Source organism: Pseudoduganella sp. GW821-FHT12E03, assembly GCF_058807115.1.
Window position 1 is genome coordinate 82,386 of record NZ_JBXAQJ010000008.1, and the last position, 14,515, is coordinate 96,900.

Here is a 14,515-nt window from a genome sequence, read left to right on the forward strand (position 1 = left end):
ACCCCTTAGCCAGCAATTTGTGGGAGGGTTTCATGTTTTCCAAAGATGACTTGGTGAATTTCCTGACCGAGTGGAGAGTCACGATCTACTGGGCGATCGCGGTCATTATTGTGATAGTGGGCGCCGTTGTCATTGCGCCGTTGCTCTTAGGCTGGCTAAGCACACCAACCGGCCAAAACAGCTTCGCCGTCGCCGTAACAATGCTCTTTGTTGCAGCGGCGTTCGTCCTAATTCTCACCTTCTTTCTCGTCTTCAAGGGGGTAAAAGCGGACGAGGAGAAACTCAATAAGATCATCATTTACTGCTACGCGTTCATTGTCTTTGCGCTGTCATCATCTGTGATTCCTTTTGTCGTATTCCCCTATGTCCCTGGCATTGCGGAAGTAATGGCCGGTAGCCCTATCGGAATTCTCAAGGGGTGTAGTATGTCTCCGGACGAATCGCAGGACCACTTCGTCCCGCAAGAGCTTCGATGCGGCAAGAAGACAAATCAATGGGTGGTAAATCTTGGCGGCGTACCGTTTTCGCCAACCGAGGCTGATGGTGCAACCGGACAGCCAGTGGAAGCTACTCCGTCAACTCATGCCCCAGTCAAACACTCCATCAGCCATATTCAAGGCGGGCTGGTCGTTCCACTGTACGTGATAGTGCTGTCCTTGATGGGCGCGTCCGTCAGCATGACTAGAAGGGTGCCCGAGTTCCAGCGCCGCCTGTCTCCCGGTGACCCCGAATACGTTACATTCGACCAGGCCAGGGAGGCCATGGTTTTCCAAATTATGCAGGTGGCCTCGGCACCGCTTATCGCAATGACCGTCTACTACGTGATAAGCCCCGGAGAACGATCAAGCACAATTGTCTTGGCGTTCGCGTCTGGCTTCAGTTCGGAAACGATACTGCTGTCAATTCGCGCCCTGCTCGAAAAGCTGAAACCTGAGCAAAAAAGTGCAGTCATAAATCCAACTCCGTCTCACGTGAAGGTCGTACCGTTGCGCCTGGATTTCGGCGATGTCGCAGTCAACAAGAGCTCGACAAAAAAGGTGGTCATAGAAAATCCAAGCTCCTTGGAGCTGCAGGTCACGGGAGTAGTTCCATCAGGCGAATTCATAGTCAATCAGAAAACTCCGCAGATCGTTAGGCCAGGCGAAAGCTTGACAGTGGACGTAACCTTCAATCCGCAGTCCACTGGCTCGAAGCTGGGCGGGCTAACGGTAACCGACAATGCGCCAGGAAGTCCTCGCACGGTGATCCTTACGGGAACTGGGTTGCCGCCGGACTCCCATCCTGCCAACGATGGAAGCCCTGGAGAGCCCAAATGAGCCTGAAGCACTTAATGGCTACGTTCATCGCCTTCGTCTTGTCGTGCACCGCGTCGGCGCAAACCATGCGCGTCCATTCCATCGATGTCGGTCAAGGAGCCGCCGCGCTAATTGAGTTCCCTTGCGCAGCCATGCTAATCGACACTGGGGGCGAATCGAATGCCCAGTTCAAGAGCACCGATGCGCTTATCGAGTACCTGGACGAGTTCTTCTCAGGCCGACCGGACCTCAGGAAAACGCTGCACTCCCTGGTTCTCACGCATCCGCATATCGACCACACGCGCGGGGTGAAGGCAGTGCTTGGGAGATATCGGGTGCTAAATGCCGTGACCAATGGGATGGAGTCTGGTTCCGGCCGCATGGGGCAGATAGCGCTTCACCAAAAGGTAGAGGCGATGGAGGAGTCCCCGGGCAACGAGGATGACATCGGCCTCGCCGCCATCTGGCAGAAGGACATCCCGGCTGGCTCGGGATTAACCAACGCAGTCATAGACCCGATCGCTTGTGACTCGGTAGACCCGGTGATAACTGCACTCTGGGGCCGCGTCGAGAACGTCTTTCACTGGGATGTCAAAGCGTTCGGCAACGCGAACAATCATTCCGTCGCTATTCGCATCGATTTCGGGAAATCGTCCTTACTGATCACGGGAGACATCGAGGAGCATGGAATCCGAGCGATGCTTGAGCATTACCGAAACTCGCGCATGCTGGACGTTGACGTCATCCAGGTAAGCCATCACGGCTCCCACAATGGGACCACCGTAGGCCTATTGCGTGCAACCTCACCGAAGTACGCCATCATCGGCATGGGCAGCGAAGAACGGCAACTGCCTTGGTCGGCCTGGAAGTATGGGCATCCCCGGAAGAAGGTCGTGGACGACCTGATTCGGCACGTAAGTGCATCTCGGCCTAGCTCGGATGTCATGGTCTCGACCGGAGCGAAGGTATTTCAGCCCATGACGCTGACGAAGGCAATCTACGGAACGGGCTGGGATGGCACAGTGGTGTTAGAGGCCGATACCCAGGGAAACTGGTTGCCTTACGATCGCGCATCTAAATCACGGCTCATTGATCTCAATACGGCCTCGGTGGAAGAGCTTACAAAGCTTCCGATGATAGGCCATGCGCGGGCACATTCCATATTAAGGTATCGCTCGGAGGGCGGCCCAATCCAACGAGTGGAAGACCTGCTCAATATTCCAGGAATTAAAGCCGGTACAGTTGGGGCAATTAGGCATCTTGTAACGCCGTAGCCTCATTGTTCCGTCTACCTCCCAGAGCAAACCTCCGAGCGCGAAAAGTACTCCTCTGTCTTTGTATGGCGTCCTGATCAGAGGCGGCAAGCGCTTGGGAGTGGCTCGGATTCCATGCCTGCGTCCTACGCAAATGGCAGAGGAGGCCGAAACTTGTTCACGGGCCATGTACCGAGACTCCTGCTCGGGCACTGCGTACGCGCGATTTGCCCATGCTCGCTTCGGACTGCCAGAAGGCTTCGCGACCCCGGCACCTGCCTACTTCGTAGCAGAGGTTTCTTTCAAGAATTGCCTGATCAGCTTTTGCGCGTCCTCGGTCGTCCTGCAGAATTCGGCAGCCAACGCGTACCTGGCCGGGATCAGTTCCAACAGGCACTGGTCGCGAGCGAGCCTCCAAGCCTTGTTTAGCAAGGGGATGAGCGCCGCAATGCTGGCTATCGAAACGATGCCGGCGTAAGGCGAGACTTGGATTAACGTGCCGCCGACGATGGCAAGCCCTATGGCGAGTATGATCCCAGTGAGTACCGCCCATATCACCCGCTTCATTGCTGCGAGCGTGACGAGGAACTCCTCTTTGGCGACTCCGATCGCTGCCCGCAGTCGTTCGCGATCGCCGTCGGTCAGGAGGGTTTCCTTCGCGGCGGCGGCGCCGCGCATGGTTGGAACGGCGCTCCCCAACGCGTCGCTGAGCTTTTTCGCGTTGAGGAGCTTGTGCGCCGCTGTCGACAGCGTTAAAGAATCGCCATAGCCAAGCGAATCGGGACTACCCATGTTTTCCCCTCATTTCCAAATGCAGCGTAGGATCGCCAAACAGGACAAACGAGTTTATTGCGGAATCCACCATTCCGCCTTGCTGGCTGGCGAGTCTATCATGCAGCGCATCAAAGCGCTTGCGCGTCTCCTCGACCGCGCGGCGTATCGCCGTGGCGAGCTCGACCCCGTGCGCCCGGCGCGTTGGGAGCAGCGCGCCGTACATTTCCTCGAAGAAGGCCCTGCAAATGTGGTCGGGCACCTTGTGCTGGGCTGCGATCACGTTCACGCCGGCGCGAACGAACGCCCAGAGGAGCGCGGACGGCTTTTCGATGTCGGCGACTTCGCAGGCGCTAAGCACCAGGAACCTGCACCGGCAGGCCGCGAGCACGTTCGAATCCAGGTCCACGGCGGTAACCGCGCGGTCGGAAAATAGGAGCCGCTCGAACGTGGCGTGCGACGCTATATGTATTACGTCGTTCGACGAGAGCGCCCGCAGGAAGTCTTCGGCCGTGGCGGGACTGTCCGACGCTGTTGCGTCCGCGCCCCACTTCCGGAATACCTCGGCTAGCGCCTTCGCTTCCGCCTGGGAGAATGGCAGCTGCCCGTTTTCGCCGTCGTCCTGGCCGCAATGCAGGGCAGTAAATGCCAGGCGCCTTATGCCGCCCTGGCTGGCATGGGCTGTCGGAGGGGCGAGGCAAATTTGCCCCGCTACGTTTCCCTGGTCATCCGCCCATCCTCCCGCTATCGCCAGGCTCCACGGCTGGGAGAAGCTGCCTAGGTCGACTTCGAGCCGTACCCGCTCGCCGAGGCCGATTTGCTGCTGGATTGGGGCCATGGCGCCGACATCGGGCGGCCAGTGGTCGTAGGTGATGCTGAAGTCGCTCACTGCCGATCTGGCCTGGTCCCTGCTGACCAGTACCCGCCTCAGGTTATGGGTCGTGAGGATACGGACGACCGCATCGCATGAGTTGACCGCGAAATACCATCGCCGTCCCATGAGCAAAAGCAGATGCTGCCTAAGCCTCCAGCTCGCGGCTATGAACGCCAGCAGCGCGATTATGGGCGCGAGCACGGCTACTGCGCCGATTGCCATACGGTATTGCGCGTCGCGCTCCGCCGACGAGGAAAGGCGTTCCAGCGGCGCCATCACTTCGCTGCGGAACGCGTCGGAACTTGGCTCGAGCTTCGCGATTTCCAGCGCTCGCGCCAATTCCCGCCTCCAACGCCGGACGATGTCCCGGCTGTCGTCAGGATGGGCCAGCGCGAAGCTTGCGAGGCTTGCCAGGGCTTCGAGAAATTTGCGCCGTTCCTCGGCGGGATGCGTATTCGCGGCCTGAGCCAAATCTGGGATAGCCTCAAGCCCGGGAAGGCCCAGCTCCGAGAGCGCATCCGCTGCCGCGCTTCGCTCCTCCGCGATCTGCGAGCGGAGCAGGGCCTTAAGCGCGGCCACCACCTCGGGATCGCCTGTCCCAATTCGCGCGAGGATCGCGGTGCCGGCAATTCGCGCGTCGGAACTTTTCGACTGCCGGATAATTCCCAGGATCGGCCCGATGGAAAGCGGGCCGAAACGTACGAGCGCTTCGTTGATTTCGTTATCCGCGATATGGTCCCTACGTTCCAGCCAGCCCGCGACTGCCGCCGCGAGTTGCTCGTCCTTCGGGAATAGCGCCGCTGCCGCCTTGACGGCCGTAGCGATAACCAGCGTGTCCGTGGATGGGTTGCCAATCCGTTCGATCAATACTTGCCTGACCGCTGGGCTGGCGACGTGCGACCTTTCGACGGCTTCGAACGCCTTCCAGGCCACATCTGGGTGGGGGGCTCGCGCCGCGACGAGGATGGCTGCGATAACTTCGTTGCTCGCGGGCTTGTCGTCTGTCGACAGCTGGTAGTAGCCGAGAACTTCGACCAGGGCTTTCTTCAGTCCCCAGCTTTCAGCCGAGCGAAGGTTCTCCAGTACCCAAGGTTGAGTAGTGCTGCCCTTGTAGTCTCCAATAAAACGGAGGGTCATAATTGCTTCGTCCTTCAGCGAGTCTGGCTGTTCCCCGCGCTCGATCAGGATTTTGCGGATGCGAGCGAAGACGCGAGGGTCGGTCGACTTCATGTAGCGAAAGACGCGAAGGAGCCCGACCAGTACCGCCTCGTTCTTCTCGGTCTCGAAAGCGGCCACCAGCGGCTCGGGAACGTCCTTCGCTATTGCCGATAGCGCGGACGCGGCCTGTTGGCGGATCGAGTCGTCCTCTTGGTCTGGAGCCTTGAGGGCGTTTATCAGCGAGGGAACCGCAGCTTGTGCTGGAGGGCCTAGCCGCATTAGTGCTGATGCCGCAAGAGTCTGCAGCGTATAGTCTCGGCGCTGCTCAAGAGCTGCGATAAGGGCGGGAACTACGGTAATGTCTTTTTCAGTGAGCTCGCTGCTTTTCGCCGAGATCTTTAACGCAGCATTTCTTTGCTCGAGAAAGCCTCCGTGGCGTAGCCGTTCCGCCCAGTATGCCAAAGTTTTCCCTTCTTCCGCCTCCTCTTGGGCCGCCGGAGCGTTGCCTGTCGCGAGCATCGGTCCGACGCCGAAAAATAGAATTGCCGACAGTGGAAGTTTGGCAAAGGATGGACGCATTTTTTAGATGGCCTTCGAAGCGAAGGCCTGCCGTCAATAGTTTCCCGGCCGCTTCTGGATGGCTATGCTCCTGCCCTGAAACTCGGGAGCATTGGTCAAAAGGCTGCGGCCGTTGCGAATTTCCTGATGGAAGGTAAGGCCGAACGAATGCTCGTCCATATGGGCGAAAAAGACGCTCGTTTCCCGGTATTCCTCGTCGGACTTAAGGACGTCGAGGACCGCCTCTTTGGTTTTCTCGCTGGCCCGGCAGCCGAAGGTGACGGATTTCACTGAGCCCTTCCTGAATTTGAAGAGGTGAATCGGCGATCCTTCAGCAGAGGTTGTCACGTGACTTGCGTCCTCAAGCGGCCTGAATAGCCTCCACTCGTTCTCATACTTCCATTCTGTGCTTTTGTGAAGGTGGGCGTGGTTGCTCCCTTCGTCGATGTCCTCGAAAGTCGCAATTGGCCTATCTTCGGAGTAGCTGACCTCCTCGGGGGCGCCGTCGAAGAAGTCTTTCAGGAACTCGATGACGAATCCGGAATGGTTGGCGCCGTAGTGGGCCCACATGAGCAGGTTGTTTCTGGGATCCCGGGGGCTGACCACGAAAACGGCAGGGTTTACGCTCGTTTCGTGGGAAGCGCTCAGAGACAGGACGCCGATTTCCCTAGTCCTGTTTGCCAGCTTAACTTCGTAGGCATCGAGATTGGCGTGGCGTTCGCTGGAAAAGGAGTAGTCGGCATCGTCCAACCCGGCGCAGTCGGGGCCGCCCTTCATCGCGTGCTCGATCCAGCATCGCGTCAGGTGCGTGACGCATGGGCGCAGCTCGAAAGGATCGTTGAAGTCTGCGGAAGGGGTGAACCTGATCATGCCCCCCTTAAGCACGTCGGCCCGGTCGGCCGCGACGAATTTGAAAAATGAGGCAGGTTGTTCCATCTGCAGTGCTCCAGGTCGGTTTATGGTTCCGCTCCGCCCAACGTCCTAACGGCGGGAAGTCAGAATGCGCATGACGCCAGCCAGCGTCCCGGCGCTTGGACGGTCTGGGGGCGTGACAGCGATACATTACCTTACGCGGTGGAAAAAAGCATGTGTGGCGGCAGGACTTGAATGCTAGGAGGCCGGGGGCAGCGCGCATCCGCGTGCGCGGACAAGTTTGTTGGCCCGAATGGCTCGAGCTTGGGAAGAGGCTTCCTCTGGGCGCCGAAATAGCCGCATGCCCTGTAAAAGTCCTCGGTTAGTTCGGACAGCTCCGCGAAAAGGAAATAGCGCTCGAAGTATGGCCACGCGTCCTTGTCCTCTTTCAGCGTGTCGATCACGTGCCGCATCGCGGCCACGTTCTCTGCCGCGTAAACCGACAATACGAAGTATGGGTTCCCCGATCCGAAGTGCGGGGCAAACGCGCCGGAACGGAGCGCGTCGACGTGCCGGAGCAACTGCGACGCGATCTTCTTCCGGTCGCTGTGTCGGTGGAGCTCGATGACGAACGAGTACCTGTGGTGCCCTGGCCTAGGCGATCCTACCTGTACGATCCCGTCGGGCCGGTACCTCCTGCCCCGGAGCTCGTACGTAGGCACCCCCAGCCTGCTGTCGTAGTAGTGCCGGTAGTTCTGGACCTGGTAGCCGGTGCGCTCCAGGTACTTCTCGAGCGAGAGCAGGACCGACACGTATGCTTCCTTGTGGGGGAAGTCCGCACGGGCGAGGTCCTCGCCCGGCCCGCCGTCGGCAGCCTTGGCAACGCCGCCCCGGAGCGGTACGTACCTGAGGCCGCGAAGGTCTGTCCCGTCCGCTTCGGCGACCAGTTCCGCGCCTTTCCTGGTCAGGTAGTACATGGCCCGCTTCCCGATCCCGTAGGGAGACACGACCGTTATCCTGCCGATGAGCAAAGCGTCGAGCATGGGCCTGAAGAAGGCTGACTGGCTGTATCGCGTCGCGTTTGCGACGAGGCCCGATTCCGAAAGGTGCCGCGTGGAGGCGAAGCCCGTGCGGGTCAGGAGCCTTAGGAATTCTATGCGCTTGGGCGTGAGCTGGTTGCTTGGCATGTTGCGTTAGTTGAGCAAGTAATCGATGTCGGCTTGGAGGAGCGAGTCGCGGGAGGATGGGGCTGGGAGCGCGAGATCGGCGGGCCGCTCGGTGTCCGGACGGGCACGGCCGTCGGGATGCCGGTAGTACGTGAGCTCCTGGCCGGCAAGCAGCATACTCCATTCGGCCGTGCCCATGGACGCGCGGTTTCCGAGCGTGTGGCGGGGAATCCGAACGATTTCGGCTTCCTTGCCGATCGCGCGCTGTCGGACTATGAACTGGCCCGGCCTCAGCGACATGACGGTAGCCGCCTCCGCGCCCGTTTCCCTGGCCATCACCTCCGCTGATCGGCCGCTGTTCATTCCGGCTACCTTGGTTGCGGTATTGGAGAGCACGCACTCCAGGAGCGCCGGGTCCATGCGCGCGCCGACCGACTGCTGCGCGAGGGTAAGGAACACCTTGAACTTTCGTGCCTCTTCCAGGATGTCGCGGATGCTTCCGGTGACGAACTTCTGGCACTCGTCTATGAACACGCGGCAGGGAATCCTCGCACGCTCGGGGATCCTGGCCTGGTTGAGCGCGAAAATCTTCAGCGTGATGACGACGAGTTTCCCGACGACGCCGGCCTGCTTCAGCCCGCTGAGGTTGAACACCACCAGCTTGCGGTCCCTGATGAGGTCCTCCAGGCGCACGGTACGGGGCCCCCTGAACAGGCCCTGCATCACGGTGGTCCCGAAGACCCCGGTCAGGCGGGTGGTAAGGCTGTTTCGCGTCGTGACGTAGCCCGAGTCCCCGTCGAACTGCGTGGCGAGGAAATCCAGCGTGACCCTGTTGTCGATGTTGGCGCGCGCGAAGTCGATATACCGAAGTGCCCGGTATTCGCCTTGGCCGGCCGCTTCGTCGTCGGCGCCGTGCCGGGTGCTTGGGCGAGGGCGGAGGAAGTCGATCAGGTCGTAGACGGACGAGCCCGGCATTTTCACCAGCACGGGGATCGTATGCCTGAGCACGGTCTCCATCTGGTCCGTAAGGCTCCCGTCGAGAATCTCCCTGAATGCCGATACGAACTCGTCTGCATAGTCTTCGGCCTCCTTGTCCGAAAGCCGCTCCTTGGCTTCGATGTCGAACGGGTTCAGGCCGGGAAAAACCTCGTCGCTATGGGAGGGCTTTACGTAGGCAAGCCTCCCGCTGCGCGCGTTCTGCTTGAACTTGGCGACCTGTTCCGCCGCGTCGTTGTGCGGATCCACGTAGACGATCGCGCACTCCCGGTCCTCGCTGAGGCAGCTCCATATGTCGGACTTGATGTATTCGGTTTTCCCGCTTCAGCTCTCCCCAACCACGTAGGTGTGGCGGTTGCGGCTGCTCCTGTGGAGGCGGGGATGCCTCCTGCGCGAGACCAGGGCGAAGGCGCGGAGGAGGACTGCCAGGAGCAGGCGCTCCATGGCAAGCCATGCGCGGGGAGTGTAGGTTCAGTAATTCGGCGCGCGCTTGCATGCCTTCATGGTTTGCGTGGGTAATTGATAGATCGGATAGTCTGCGTCTCGAATGGGCGCCAAGAAAGAGGGCTCTGCCCATCGCGGGCTTCTTGGCAGGCAGCGCTTTAAATACCGCATCGCGGACTTTTGCTGCATCGGTGCTCGTTTGGTTGCGCGTATGGGAGTGCTTCGCGATTTCCGGAGGGCCTTTGCCTTAGCCAAGGCCGCAGGATTTCCTGGCAACCTTCACCGCTTTACAAGCGTGAAGCTGCGGACTCGCTCCCATGCGTGCGTGACAGGCGTCGGACTTATCCCGGCCGGTATCCTCAATTTCTTTTGGTATTTTTATTTGGAAGGAGCGGTTGTTTTGAACTTTGCTTGCATTGAGCGACGCATGCCGCGACGGGGTTGCCCCGGGGGGCGCGGATTCTGAGGCGGATGCGTGGTTCTCCAGCGATTCCGAACTAGGCCGGTGGGAGCGAAAGCGCTGCATTTAATGGGCGTTAGGGGTTGTTTGGGGCGAGTTGCCGGATGAATTTGGACGGCAGGGTTCAGGAGCGGGGCTGAGTATTCGCGCGATTACCCGAATCGGGCATCCGTGGATCAAGAGGAACTGGGCTGCCGCATGCCGGGAGGATTGCTCTGCCATTTCCATGGCTTCGTTGACCCGCGCGGCCAGGTCACGGTCAGGACGGTCAGTGCTCATTCTGTTCTCCTTGTTATTGAACCGATCTTCTCCCAACGCGCGGCTGGGGCATTGGGCAATCGCAACGAGGGAGCCCGTTCGTCTCAAGACGGGGGCTGGGTATGTGATAGCGCGAGGCCGACGTAAGCTTTCCATCGCCATTAGCCCGGCGGTTAACGGTAGAATTGGCTGCCCCCTCTGGGGGGTGTTTTACTTCTTTATGTTTACGCATATGGACAAATTTACCCGTGTGCCCGATGGCGAGATGTCGATAGAGGACAGGGCTAGGCTCACTAAAGCTTTGCTTTCTGACCTGCTCACCCTCTGCGATCTAGTCAGTTTGTGTACTGGAGAAATGAAGAAGTTGCTACCGAAGAAGTAAGGCCCCGCAACGGGTTGGAGGAGGGCGGCAGAGCACTGCCGCCCTTTTTTCGCTGCCTATGGCAGGTGTTTTCTGGCTTGATTTCTCCATTTTTTGTTTACTTTGAGCGACGTATACCGATAATGCCTTCGCCGACCGGGGAACGGTCGCGGCGAAACTCGGTTTTTATTGGTTTTCAGGTGACGTTCTTCTCTACTCGAAGCGCTTATTCCGCGTAAGCCCCCCATTGTGAGTACATGGTAAGGGAGTGCTCTGCGCGGGGATCGTTCCGATCCCGCCTAGCATGCCGGCCTACCTATAGCGGACGGGAAAAAAATCCCGTTTCCACGCTCCCGAACGATAGCGTTCCAGCCGTTTTCCGCGATTGCGCGTAACCGCGAGGAATGCCTACGCAAAGGGAATAATCATGCCGGTGTGGCTCAGTGGTAGAGCGATTCCATGGTAAGGAATAGGCCGCGAGTTCGATTCTCGTCACCGGCTCCATGTTAAAAAAAACGGTCCCAAATCCTAATCGGATTTGCGAACCGACGACCACTCCCTAGCAGGGATGGCTCTTAAATCGGTGTTTTGCGGCGTCCGTCCGAGGTTGGTTTATAGAACTAACCTTTTTTCGTATGTCAGAAATGGAAGAGCTGCTCGAGCAGTGCCTGATCCATGGTGCCCACATCAGGAACATATCGCCGTTCTACGTCGACGGGATCCGGCGTACCTACGGCCGGTTCCTCGCCCGGACGGGCATAACCATGCTGGCGGAGTGCACCCGCTTCCGGATCGAGCAGTACCTGTTGGACGGCCGGGCGAAGCGGGGTTGGAAGGTGTGGACCTTCAGGACCGAGCATAGGAACCTTTGATACCTCTTCCGCTACCTGGTCAAGCGGGGCATGCTGGCCGAGGATCCGACGGCCGGGATCGAGCTGCCCAGGCTGCCCCAGGCGCTTCCCAAGGCGCTATCGGCGGAGCAGGCCGAAAGGCTCATCGACGCCGCGAGGCGGCAGCGCTACGCCACCGACTTCGAATCCGTGCGCAATTCGGCTCTCGTGGCGCTCATGCTGTTCACGTGACTGCGCAAGAACGAAGTTGCCTGCCTGAGGCTGGAGGACGTGGACGTGGGCGAGGTGGGGCGGGAAGGATGAAAGCCGTGGGATTACGGCGGCATGGTAGTACGCGTAGTGCACGGGAAGTGGGGGAAGGACCGCGTGGTTCCCGTATCGACGAGGTTGGCGGTATTCCTGCGCGAGTACCTGGCTGCGCGCGCCCAGCGCCACCGCCGGTGCGGGGCCTTTTTTGTAGGCGCCGTGAAGGACGTGCCGATGACTTGAAACGCTATAAGGCTGGTGCTTGGAAGATTGAGGAAAGTCGTCGGTTTCCCCTTCTCTCCCCATACCCTCAGGCATACCTTCGCGACGCTCATGCTCGAAGGCGGCTGCGACGTCCACACGCTCTGCAAGCTGATGGGGCACTCCAGGATCACGACCACGACGATCTACCTGTCGAGCTCGGCCCAGCTGATGGCGTCTTCGATCGAGCGCCACCCGCTCAACTAGCGCGCCTTTCAGGACAGGAGCACCTCGAGCGCTGCGACGCCCCTGCGGGTAAGCTCGTGATGGCCCTGTACGTAGCGGAACGTGGTGCTCGAGCGGATGTGGCCAAGATGGTGCTGGATATCCTGGATCGGCAGGCTCTGCTCGAAAAGGTGCGACGCTACCATCCGGCGCAGCATATAAGGCGTCAAATTGAAGCCGAGCTTCGCGCCGATCAACCGGCAGACCTGGCGGATTCATGCGTAGGTCCACGCTTCGCCCTTGCGGTTCGACAGGAACAAGGCCCTGTCCAGCTCCTTGGCGCGGCCGGCGAACGCGCACTCGCGGACGTAGTCGGACGCCGCAGCCTGTATGTCGGGGCCGAGCCGAAACGACCGGCTCTTCCCCCTGCCCTTGGCTCATACCACCCTGAGCACGGAATAGCCGTCGGAGAACGAGGCCAGGGTAAGGCTGAGCAGCTCCACCGGACGCGCGCCGGTGTAGCACGACAGGAGGAAGAAGAGTCTGTTCCTGCGGAACAGGAGGTGCGGCATGCCTTTCGGGCGACGGCCAAGGCATTCGAGAAGCGGGGCGACCTGTTCCTTTGCGAGCCTGGGCTGGTCGCGTACGGGCTCGGCGCACTTGCGGATCCTGCGGACGGGGTTGGACGGCACGAAGCCTGCGTCCGCGAGGGCCTGGAAATACGAGAGGAGGGATTTCCTGTAGGAGTTGTAAGTGACGGCGGACCAGCGGCGGTCACGCTTCAGGCGGAGCATCGCTTCCTGCGCCAGGGATCAGGCCATCCAGCGCTCGATCGAATGGAGCGGGGTGTTCAGCATGAAGAACCTGACCGCGCATCCGACCCCCCGTATAGTCTCGGGGCTCCTTCCGGTGCCGGTCATCAGCTCCTGATAGTACCTCCAGTGCTCGTCGAGGGGAGTATGCCGGGAGTCCATGCCCGCAAGGAGGCGGCGGCGCTGGGCAGGCGGCACGACGTGGCGCTTCGTAGTGTCTCTCATGTGGCTCGTTGGGTTAGGAAGCGGAGGATTCGGAACTCGACGGGCCAGAGGAGGGGGCGCGCGCATGCTACCGCATATTCGTCGAGATTCAAGGTGCATCTCTCCCGGTGCGCGCCGACGCGACGTCGCCGGCTTGCGATTGGCCGGCGGCTGAGTATACTGGCACCGCTAACTGCCGAGGCGCCGATAGCGCGCGCATGCTACTCGGGTCCTGCTTCCAATGGTGGGGGCAGGATACGAGGAGAATGAAGTGGCAGAAGTGCTTTTCGCCTTGGGGCGATGCGTAATCACACCCGGAGCTCATGACGCGTTGCAGGTCGCGGGGATTTCCCCGCAGGGCCTGCTGGCGCGGCACGCCGAAGGTGACTGGGATGAGATGAGCCGGCAGGATGCAGCGGCGAACCGCGATGCGGTCAAGAGCGGCTCGCGCGTGTTTTCCGCCTATTCGGTTGCGGAGGGAAAGGTCCGCGTCTGGATCATAACCGAAGCTGACAGGTCGTCCACTGCGATCCTGCTGCCGAGCGAGTACTGACTTGGAGCCGTCCCGGCAGGGGCGGCTTTTTCATCGCGGAAATGACGCGTCAATACACGCGGAAATCCCTGAGCACAGAGAGGAACCAGAGCATTTTCTCCTGGGTCTCGCCGACCAGCCCGTGGATAGATAGCGGGGGGCCGGCGAGCCCCACGCCGTTGTAATGCCCAATCCATAGGTTGAGGAACATGCCTTCCGAGATCGAATACAGGCGGGGGACGTCCGGCGTTCTCAGATGGACGGTATCCTTGTCGGCATCCACTTCCCAAAGGTCGTCGAACCGTAGGGCCGGCGTGTCGAACAGGTATTCCCAAAGCGCCCTTAATGCGGCAGCCTTCGTATAGCTCCCGTACTGTGCTTCTATGGCCTGCTCGCACGTCTCGCACAGTTCGTCCAGTGTCTCCAGCGAAGACGCGAAATACGATGCGCTTATGGCGAGTCGCTCCCCCGGGGAAGCGGACCTCGCCTTGGGCCCGGCCTTTGCGAGGTAAACCGAGTTCGTCTTCAGGTCGCTGTGCACGAGCAGGTTCCTAGACTCCTTGATTTCCCTCAGCGTATCGCCGTTTCGCGAGCGATACCCGGAAAGATCCAGCCCGTGCTCCGTGCCGAATAGGTCGAGCAGTTCGTCCAGCCTCTTATAGCCGAGAGCCATAAGGTGCAGCTCAATCTGCTCCTCGATCAGGCCAAGTCCGCCCGCGTCCCTTACGTCCTTGCTGACGGAGTAGCTTTTCTCGGGAAGCTTCAGGGGAAAACGGCGATAAAGCTCTCCGAGGATATCGAGCAGCATGACTTCGATGGTCGAGACGGCCAGAACGAACATCCCTTCGCGCAGCAGATTGGCACTCTCCCCCTGCAGTATCGTTTCCCGCATCGCGGCGAGCTTGTCACGGGCAGCCTTGACGGGATCAAGAAGCCGTCCTTTTACCAGCAGATTGGGGCGATTGGCCATGGCTAACCCTCCGTTGCGCCGCATTCGG

The 14,515-nt window shown here is 60.1% G+C and carries 14 protein-coding genes and 1 tRNA gene; 7 read left to right on the top strand and 8 right to left on the bottom strand.

Going from position 1 to position 14,515, the window contains the following annotated elements; translation table 11 throughout:
* The first annotated feature begins 32 nt into the window (after positions 1-32).
* A complete protein-coding gene (locus AC1RRC_RS20550; RefSeq protein ID WP_493057392.1) occupies positions 33-1,316 on the top strand; it encodes an ASH domain-containing protein in 1,284 nt (427 codons plus the stop codon).
* Positions 1,313-2,569: a helix-hairpin-helix domain-containing protein gene (locus AC1RRC_RS20555; protein WP_493057393.1), complete on the top strand. Its 1,257-nt coding sequence runs from the start codon at positions 1,313-1,315 to the stop codon at positions 2,567-2,569. Before AC1RRC_RS20550 ends, AC1RRC_RS20555 begins: the two co-directional genes overlap by 4 nt.
* Positions 2,570-2,827: 258 nt before the next feature.
* Here the strand turns inward: AC1RRC_RS20555 and AC1RRC_RS20560 are convergent, their stop codons facing one another.
* The 5 genes from AC1RRC_RS20560 to AC1RRC_RS20580 all read right to left on the bottom strand — a co-directional run bounded on the left by AC1RRC_RS20560 (position 2,828) and on the right by AC1RRC_RS20580 (position 9,172).
* Positions 2,828-3,340 carry a hypothetical protein gene (locus AC1RRC_RS20560; protein ID WP_493057394.1) on the bottom strand — a complete coding sequence of 171 codons (513 nt, stop codon included), beginning with the start codon at positions 3,338-3,340 and terminating at the stop codon, positions 2,828-2,830.
* Positions 3,333-5,930 carry a HEAT repeat domain-containing protein gene (locus AC1RRC_RS20565; protein ID WP_493057395.1) on the bottom strand — a complete coding sequence of 866 codons (2,598 nt, stop codon included), beginning with the start codon at positions 5,928-5,930 and terminating at the stop codon, positions 3,333-3,335. Before AC1RRC_RS20565 ends, AC1RRC_RS20560 begins: the two co-directional genes overlap by 8 nt.
* A 33-nt stretch (positions 5,931-5,963) precedes the next feature.
* Positions 5,964-6,845, bottom strand: a complete 882-nt coding sequence (locus AC1RRC_RS20570; protein ID WP_493057396.1) for a DUF2971 domain-containing protein — start codon at positions 6,843-6,845, stop codon at positions 5,964-5,966.
* Positions 6,846-6,976: 131 nt separating this feature from the next.
* The gene (locus AC1RRC_RS20575; RefSeq protein ID WP_493057397.1) at positions 6,977-7,948 is read right to left on the bottom strand and encodes a hypothetical protein; all 972 of its coding nucleotides are present in this window, start codon (positions 7,946-7,948) and stop codon (positions 6,977-6,979) included.
* Between the two features lie 6 nt (positions 7,949-7,954).
* Entirely contained in the window at positions 7,955-9,172 is a 1,218-nt protein-coding gene (locus tag AC1RRC_RS20580; protein ID WP_493057398.1) for a type IV secretory system conjugative DNA transfer family protein, read from the bottom strand.
* Between the two features lie 1,703 nt (positions 9,173-10,875).
* Here AC1RRC_RS20580 and AC1RRC_RS20585 point away from each other — a divergent pair.
* The 4 genes from AC1RRC_RS20585 to AC1RRC_RS20600 all read left to right on the top strand — a co-directional run bounded on the left by AC1RRC_RS20585 (position 10,876) and on the right by AC1RRC_RS20600 (position 12,011).
* Positions 10,876-10,950, top strand: a tRNA-Thr gene (locus AC1RRC_RS20585).
* Between the two features lie 140 nt (positions 10,951-11,090).
* Positions 11,091-11,318 carry a hypothetical protein gene (locus AC1RRC_RS20590; protein ID WP_493057399.1) on the top strand — a complete coding sequence of 76 codons (228 nt, stop codon included), beginning with the start codon at positions 11,091-11,093 and terminating at the stop codon, positions 11,316-11,318.
* Positions 11,319-11,348: 30 nt separating this feature from the next.
* Positions 11,349-11,528, top strand: a complete 180-nt coding sequence (locus AC1RRC_RS20595; protein ID WP_493057400.1) for a hypothetical protein — start codon at positions 11,349-11,351, stop codon at positions 11,526-11,528.
* Between the two features lie 273 nt (positions 11,529-11,801).
* Complete coding sequence (locus AC1RRC_RS20600) at positions 11,802-12,011, top strand: tyrosine-type recombinase/integrase (RefSeq protein WP_493057401.1); 210 nt, start codon at positions 11,802-11,804, stop codon at positions 12,009-12,011.
* A gap of 8 nt (positions 12,012-12,019) precedes the next feature.
* Here the strand turns inward: AC1RRC_RS20600 and AC1RRC_RS20605 are convergent, their stop codons facing one another.
* Both AC1RRC_RS20605 and AC1RRC_RS20610 read right to left on the bottom strand, forming a co-directional pair.
* Positions 12,020-12,226: a tyrosine-type recombinase/integrase gene (locus AC1RRC_RS20605; RefSeq protein WP_493057402.1), complete on the bottom strand. Its 207-nt coding sequence runs from the start codon at positions 12,224-12,226 to the stop codon at positions 12,020-12,022.
* Between the two features lie 180 nt (positions 12,227-12,406).
* On the bottom strand, positions 12,407-12,763 hold the full coding sequence (locus AC1RRC_RS20610) for a site-specific integrase (RefSeq protein ID WP_493057403.1): 357 nt from the start codon (positions 12,761-12,763) through the stop codon (positions 12,407-12,409).
* 493 nt (positions 12,764-13,256) lie between these two features.
* Here AC1RRC_RS20610 and AC1RRC_RS20615 point away from each other — a divergent pair, with 493 nt between their 5' ends.
* Entirely contained in the window at positions 13,257-13,538 is a 282-nt protein-coding gene (locus AC1RRC_RS20615; protein ID WP_493057404.1) for a hypothetical protein, read from the top strand.
* Between the two features lie 49 nt (positions 13,539-13,587).
* On the opposite strand, the gene AC1RRC_RS20620 is transcribed toward AC1RRC_RS20615, so the two are convergent.
* Complete coding sequence (locus AC1RRC_RS20620) at positions 13,588-14,487, bottom strand: hypothetical protein (protein ID WP_493057405.1); 900 nt, start codon at positions 14,485-14,487, stop codon at positions 13,588-13,590.
* Positions 14,488-14,515: the final 28 nt, after the last annotated feature.

Excerpts from the sequence above, each read along its gene's own strand:
- AC1RRC_RS20565 (WP_493057395.1), bottom strand. The coding sequence starts at position 5,930 with ATGCGTCCATCCTTTGCCAAACTTCCACTGTCGGCAATTCTATTTTTC.
- AC1RRC_RS20575 (WP_493057397.1), bottom strand. The coding sequence starts at position 7,948 with ATGCCAAGCAACCAGCTCACGCCCAAGCGCATAGAATTCCTAAGGCTC.
- AC1RRC_RS20570 (WP_493057396.1), bottom strand. The coding sequence starts at position 6,845 with ATGGAACAACCTGCCTCATTTTTCAAATTCGTCGCGGCCGACCGGGCC.
- AC1RRC_RS20620 (WP_493057405.1), bottom strand. The coding sequence starts at position 14,487 with ATGGCCAATCGCCCCAATCTGCTGGTAAAAGGACGGCTTCTTGATCCC.
- AC1RRC_RS20555 (WP_493057393.1), top strand. The coding sequence starts at position 1,313 with ATGAGCCTGAAGCACTTAATGGCTACGTTCATCGCCTTCGTCTTGTCG.
- AC1RRC_RS20590 (WP_493057399.1), top strand. The coding sequence starts at position 11,091 with ATGGAAGAGCTGCTCGAGCAGTGCCTGATCCATGGTGCCCACATCAGG.
- AC1RRC_RS20595 (WP_493057400.1), top strand. The coding sequence starts at position 11,349 with ATGCTGGCCGAGGATCCGACGGCCGGGATCGAGCTGCCCAGGCTGCCC.
- AC1RRC_RS20560 (WP_493057394.1), bottom strand. The coding sequence starts at position 3,340 with ATGGGTAGTCCCGATTCGCTTGGCTATGGCGATTCTTTAACGCTGTCG.
- AC1RRC_RS20550 (WP_493057392.1), top strand. The coding sequence starts at position 33 with ATGTTTTCCAAAGATGACTTGGTGAATTTCCTGACCGAGTGGAGAGTC.
- AC1RRC_RS20610 (WP_493057403.1), bottom strand. The coding sequence starts at position 12,763 with ATGCTCCGCCTGAAGCGTGACCGCCGCTGGTCCGCCGTCACTTACAAC.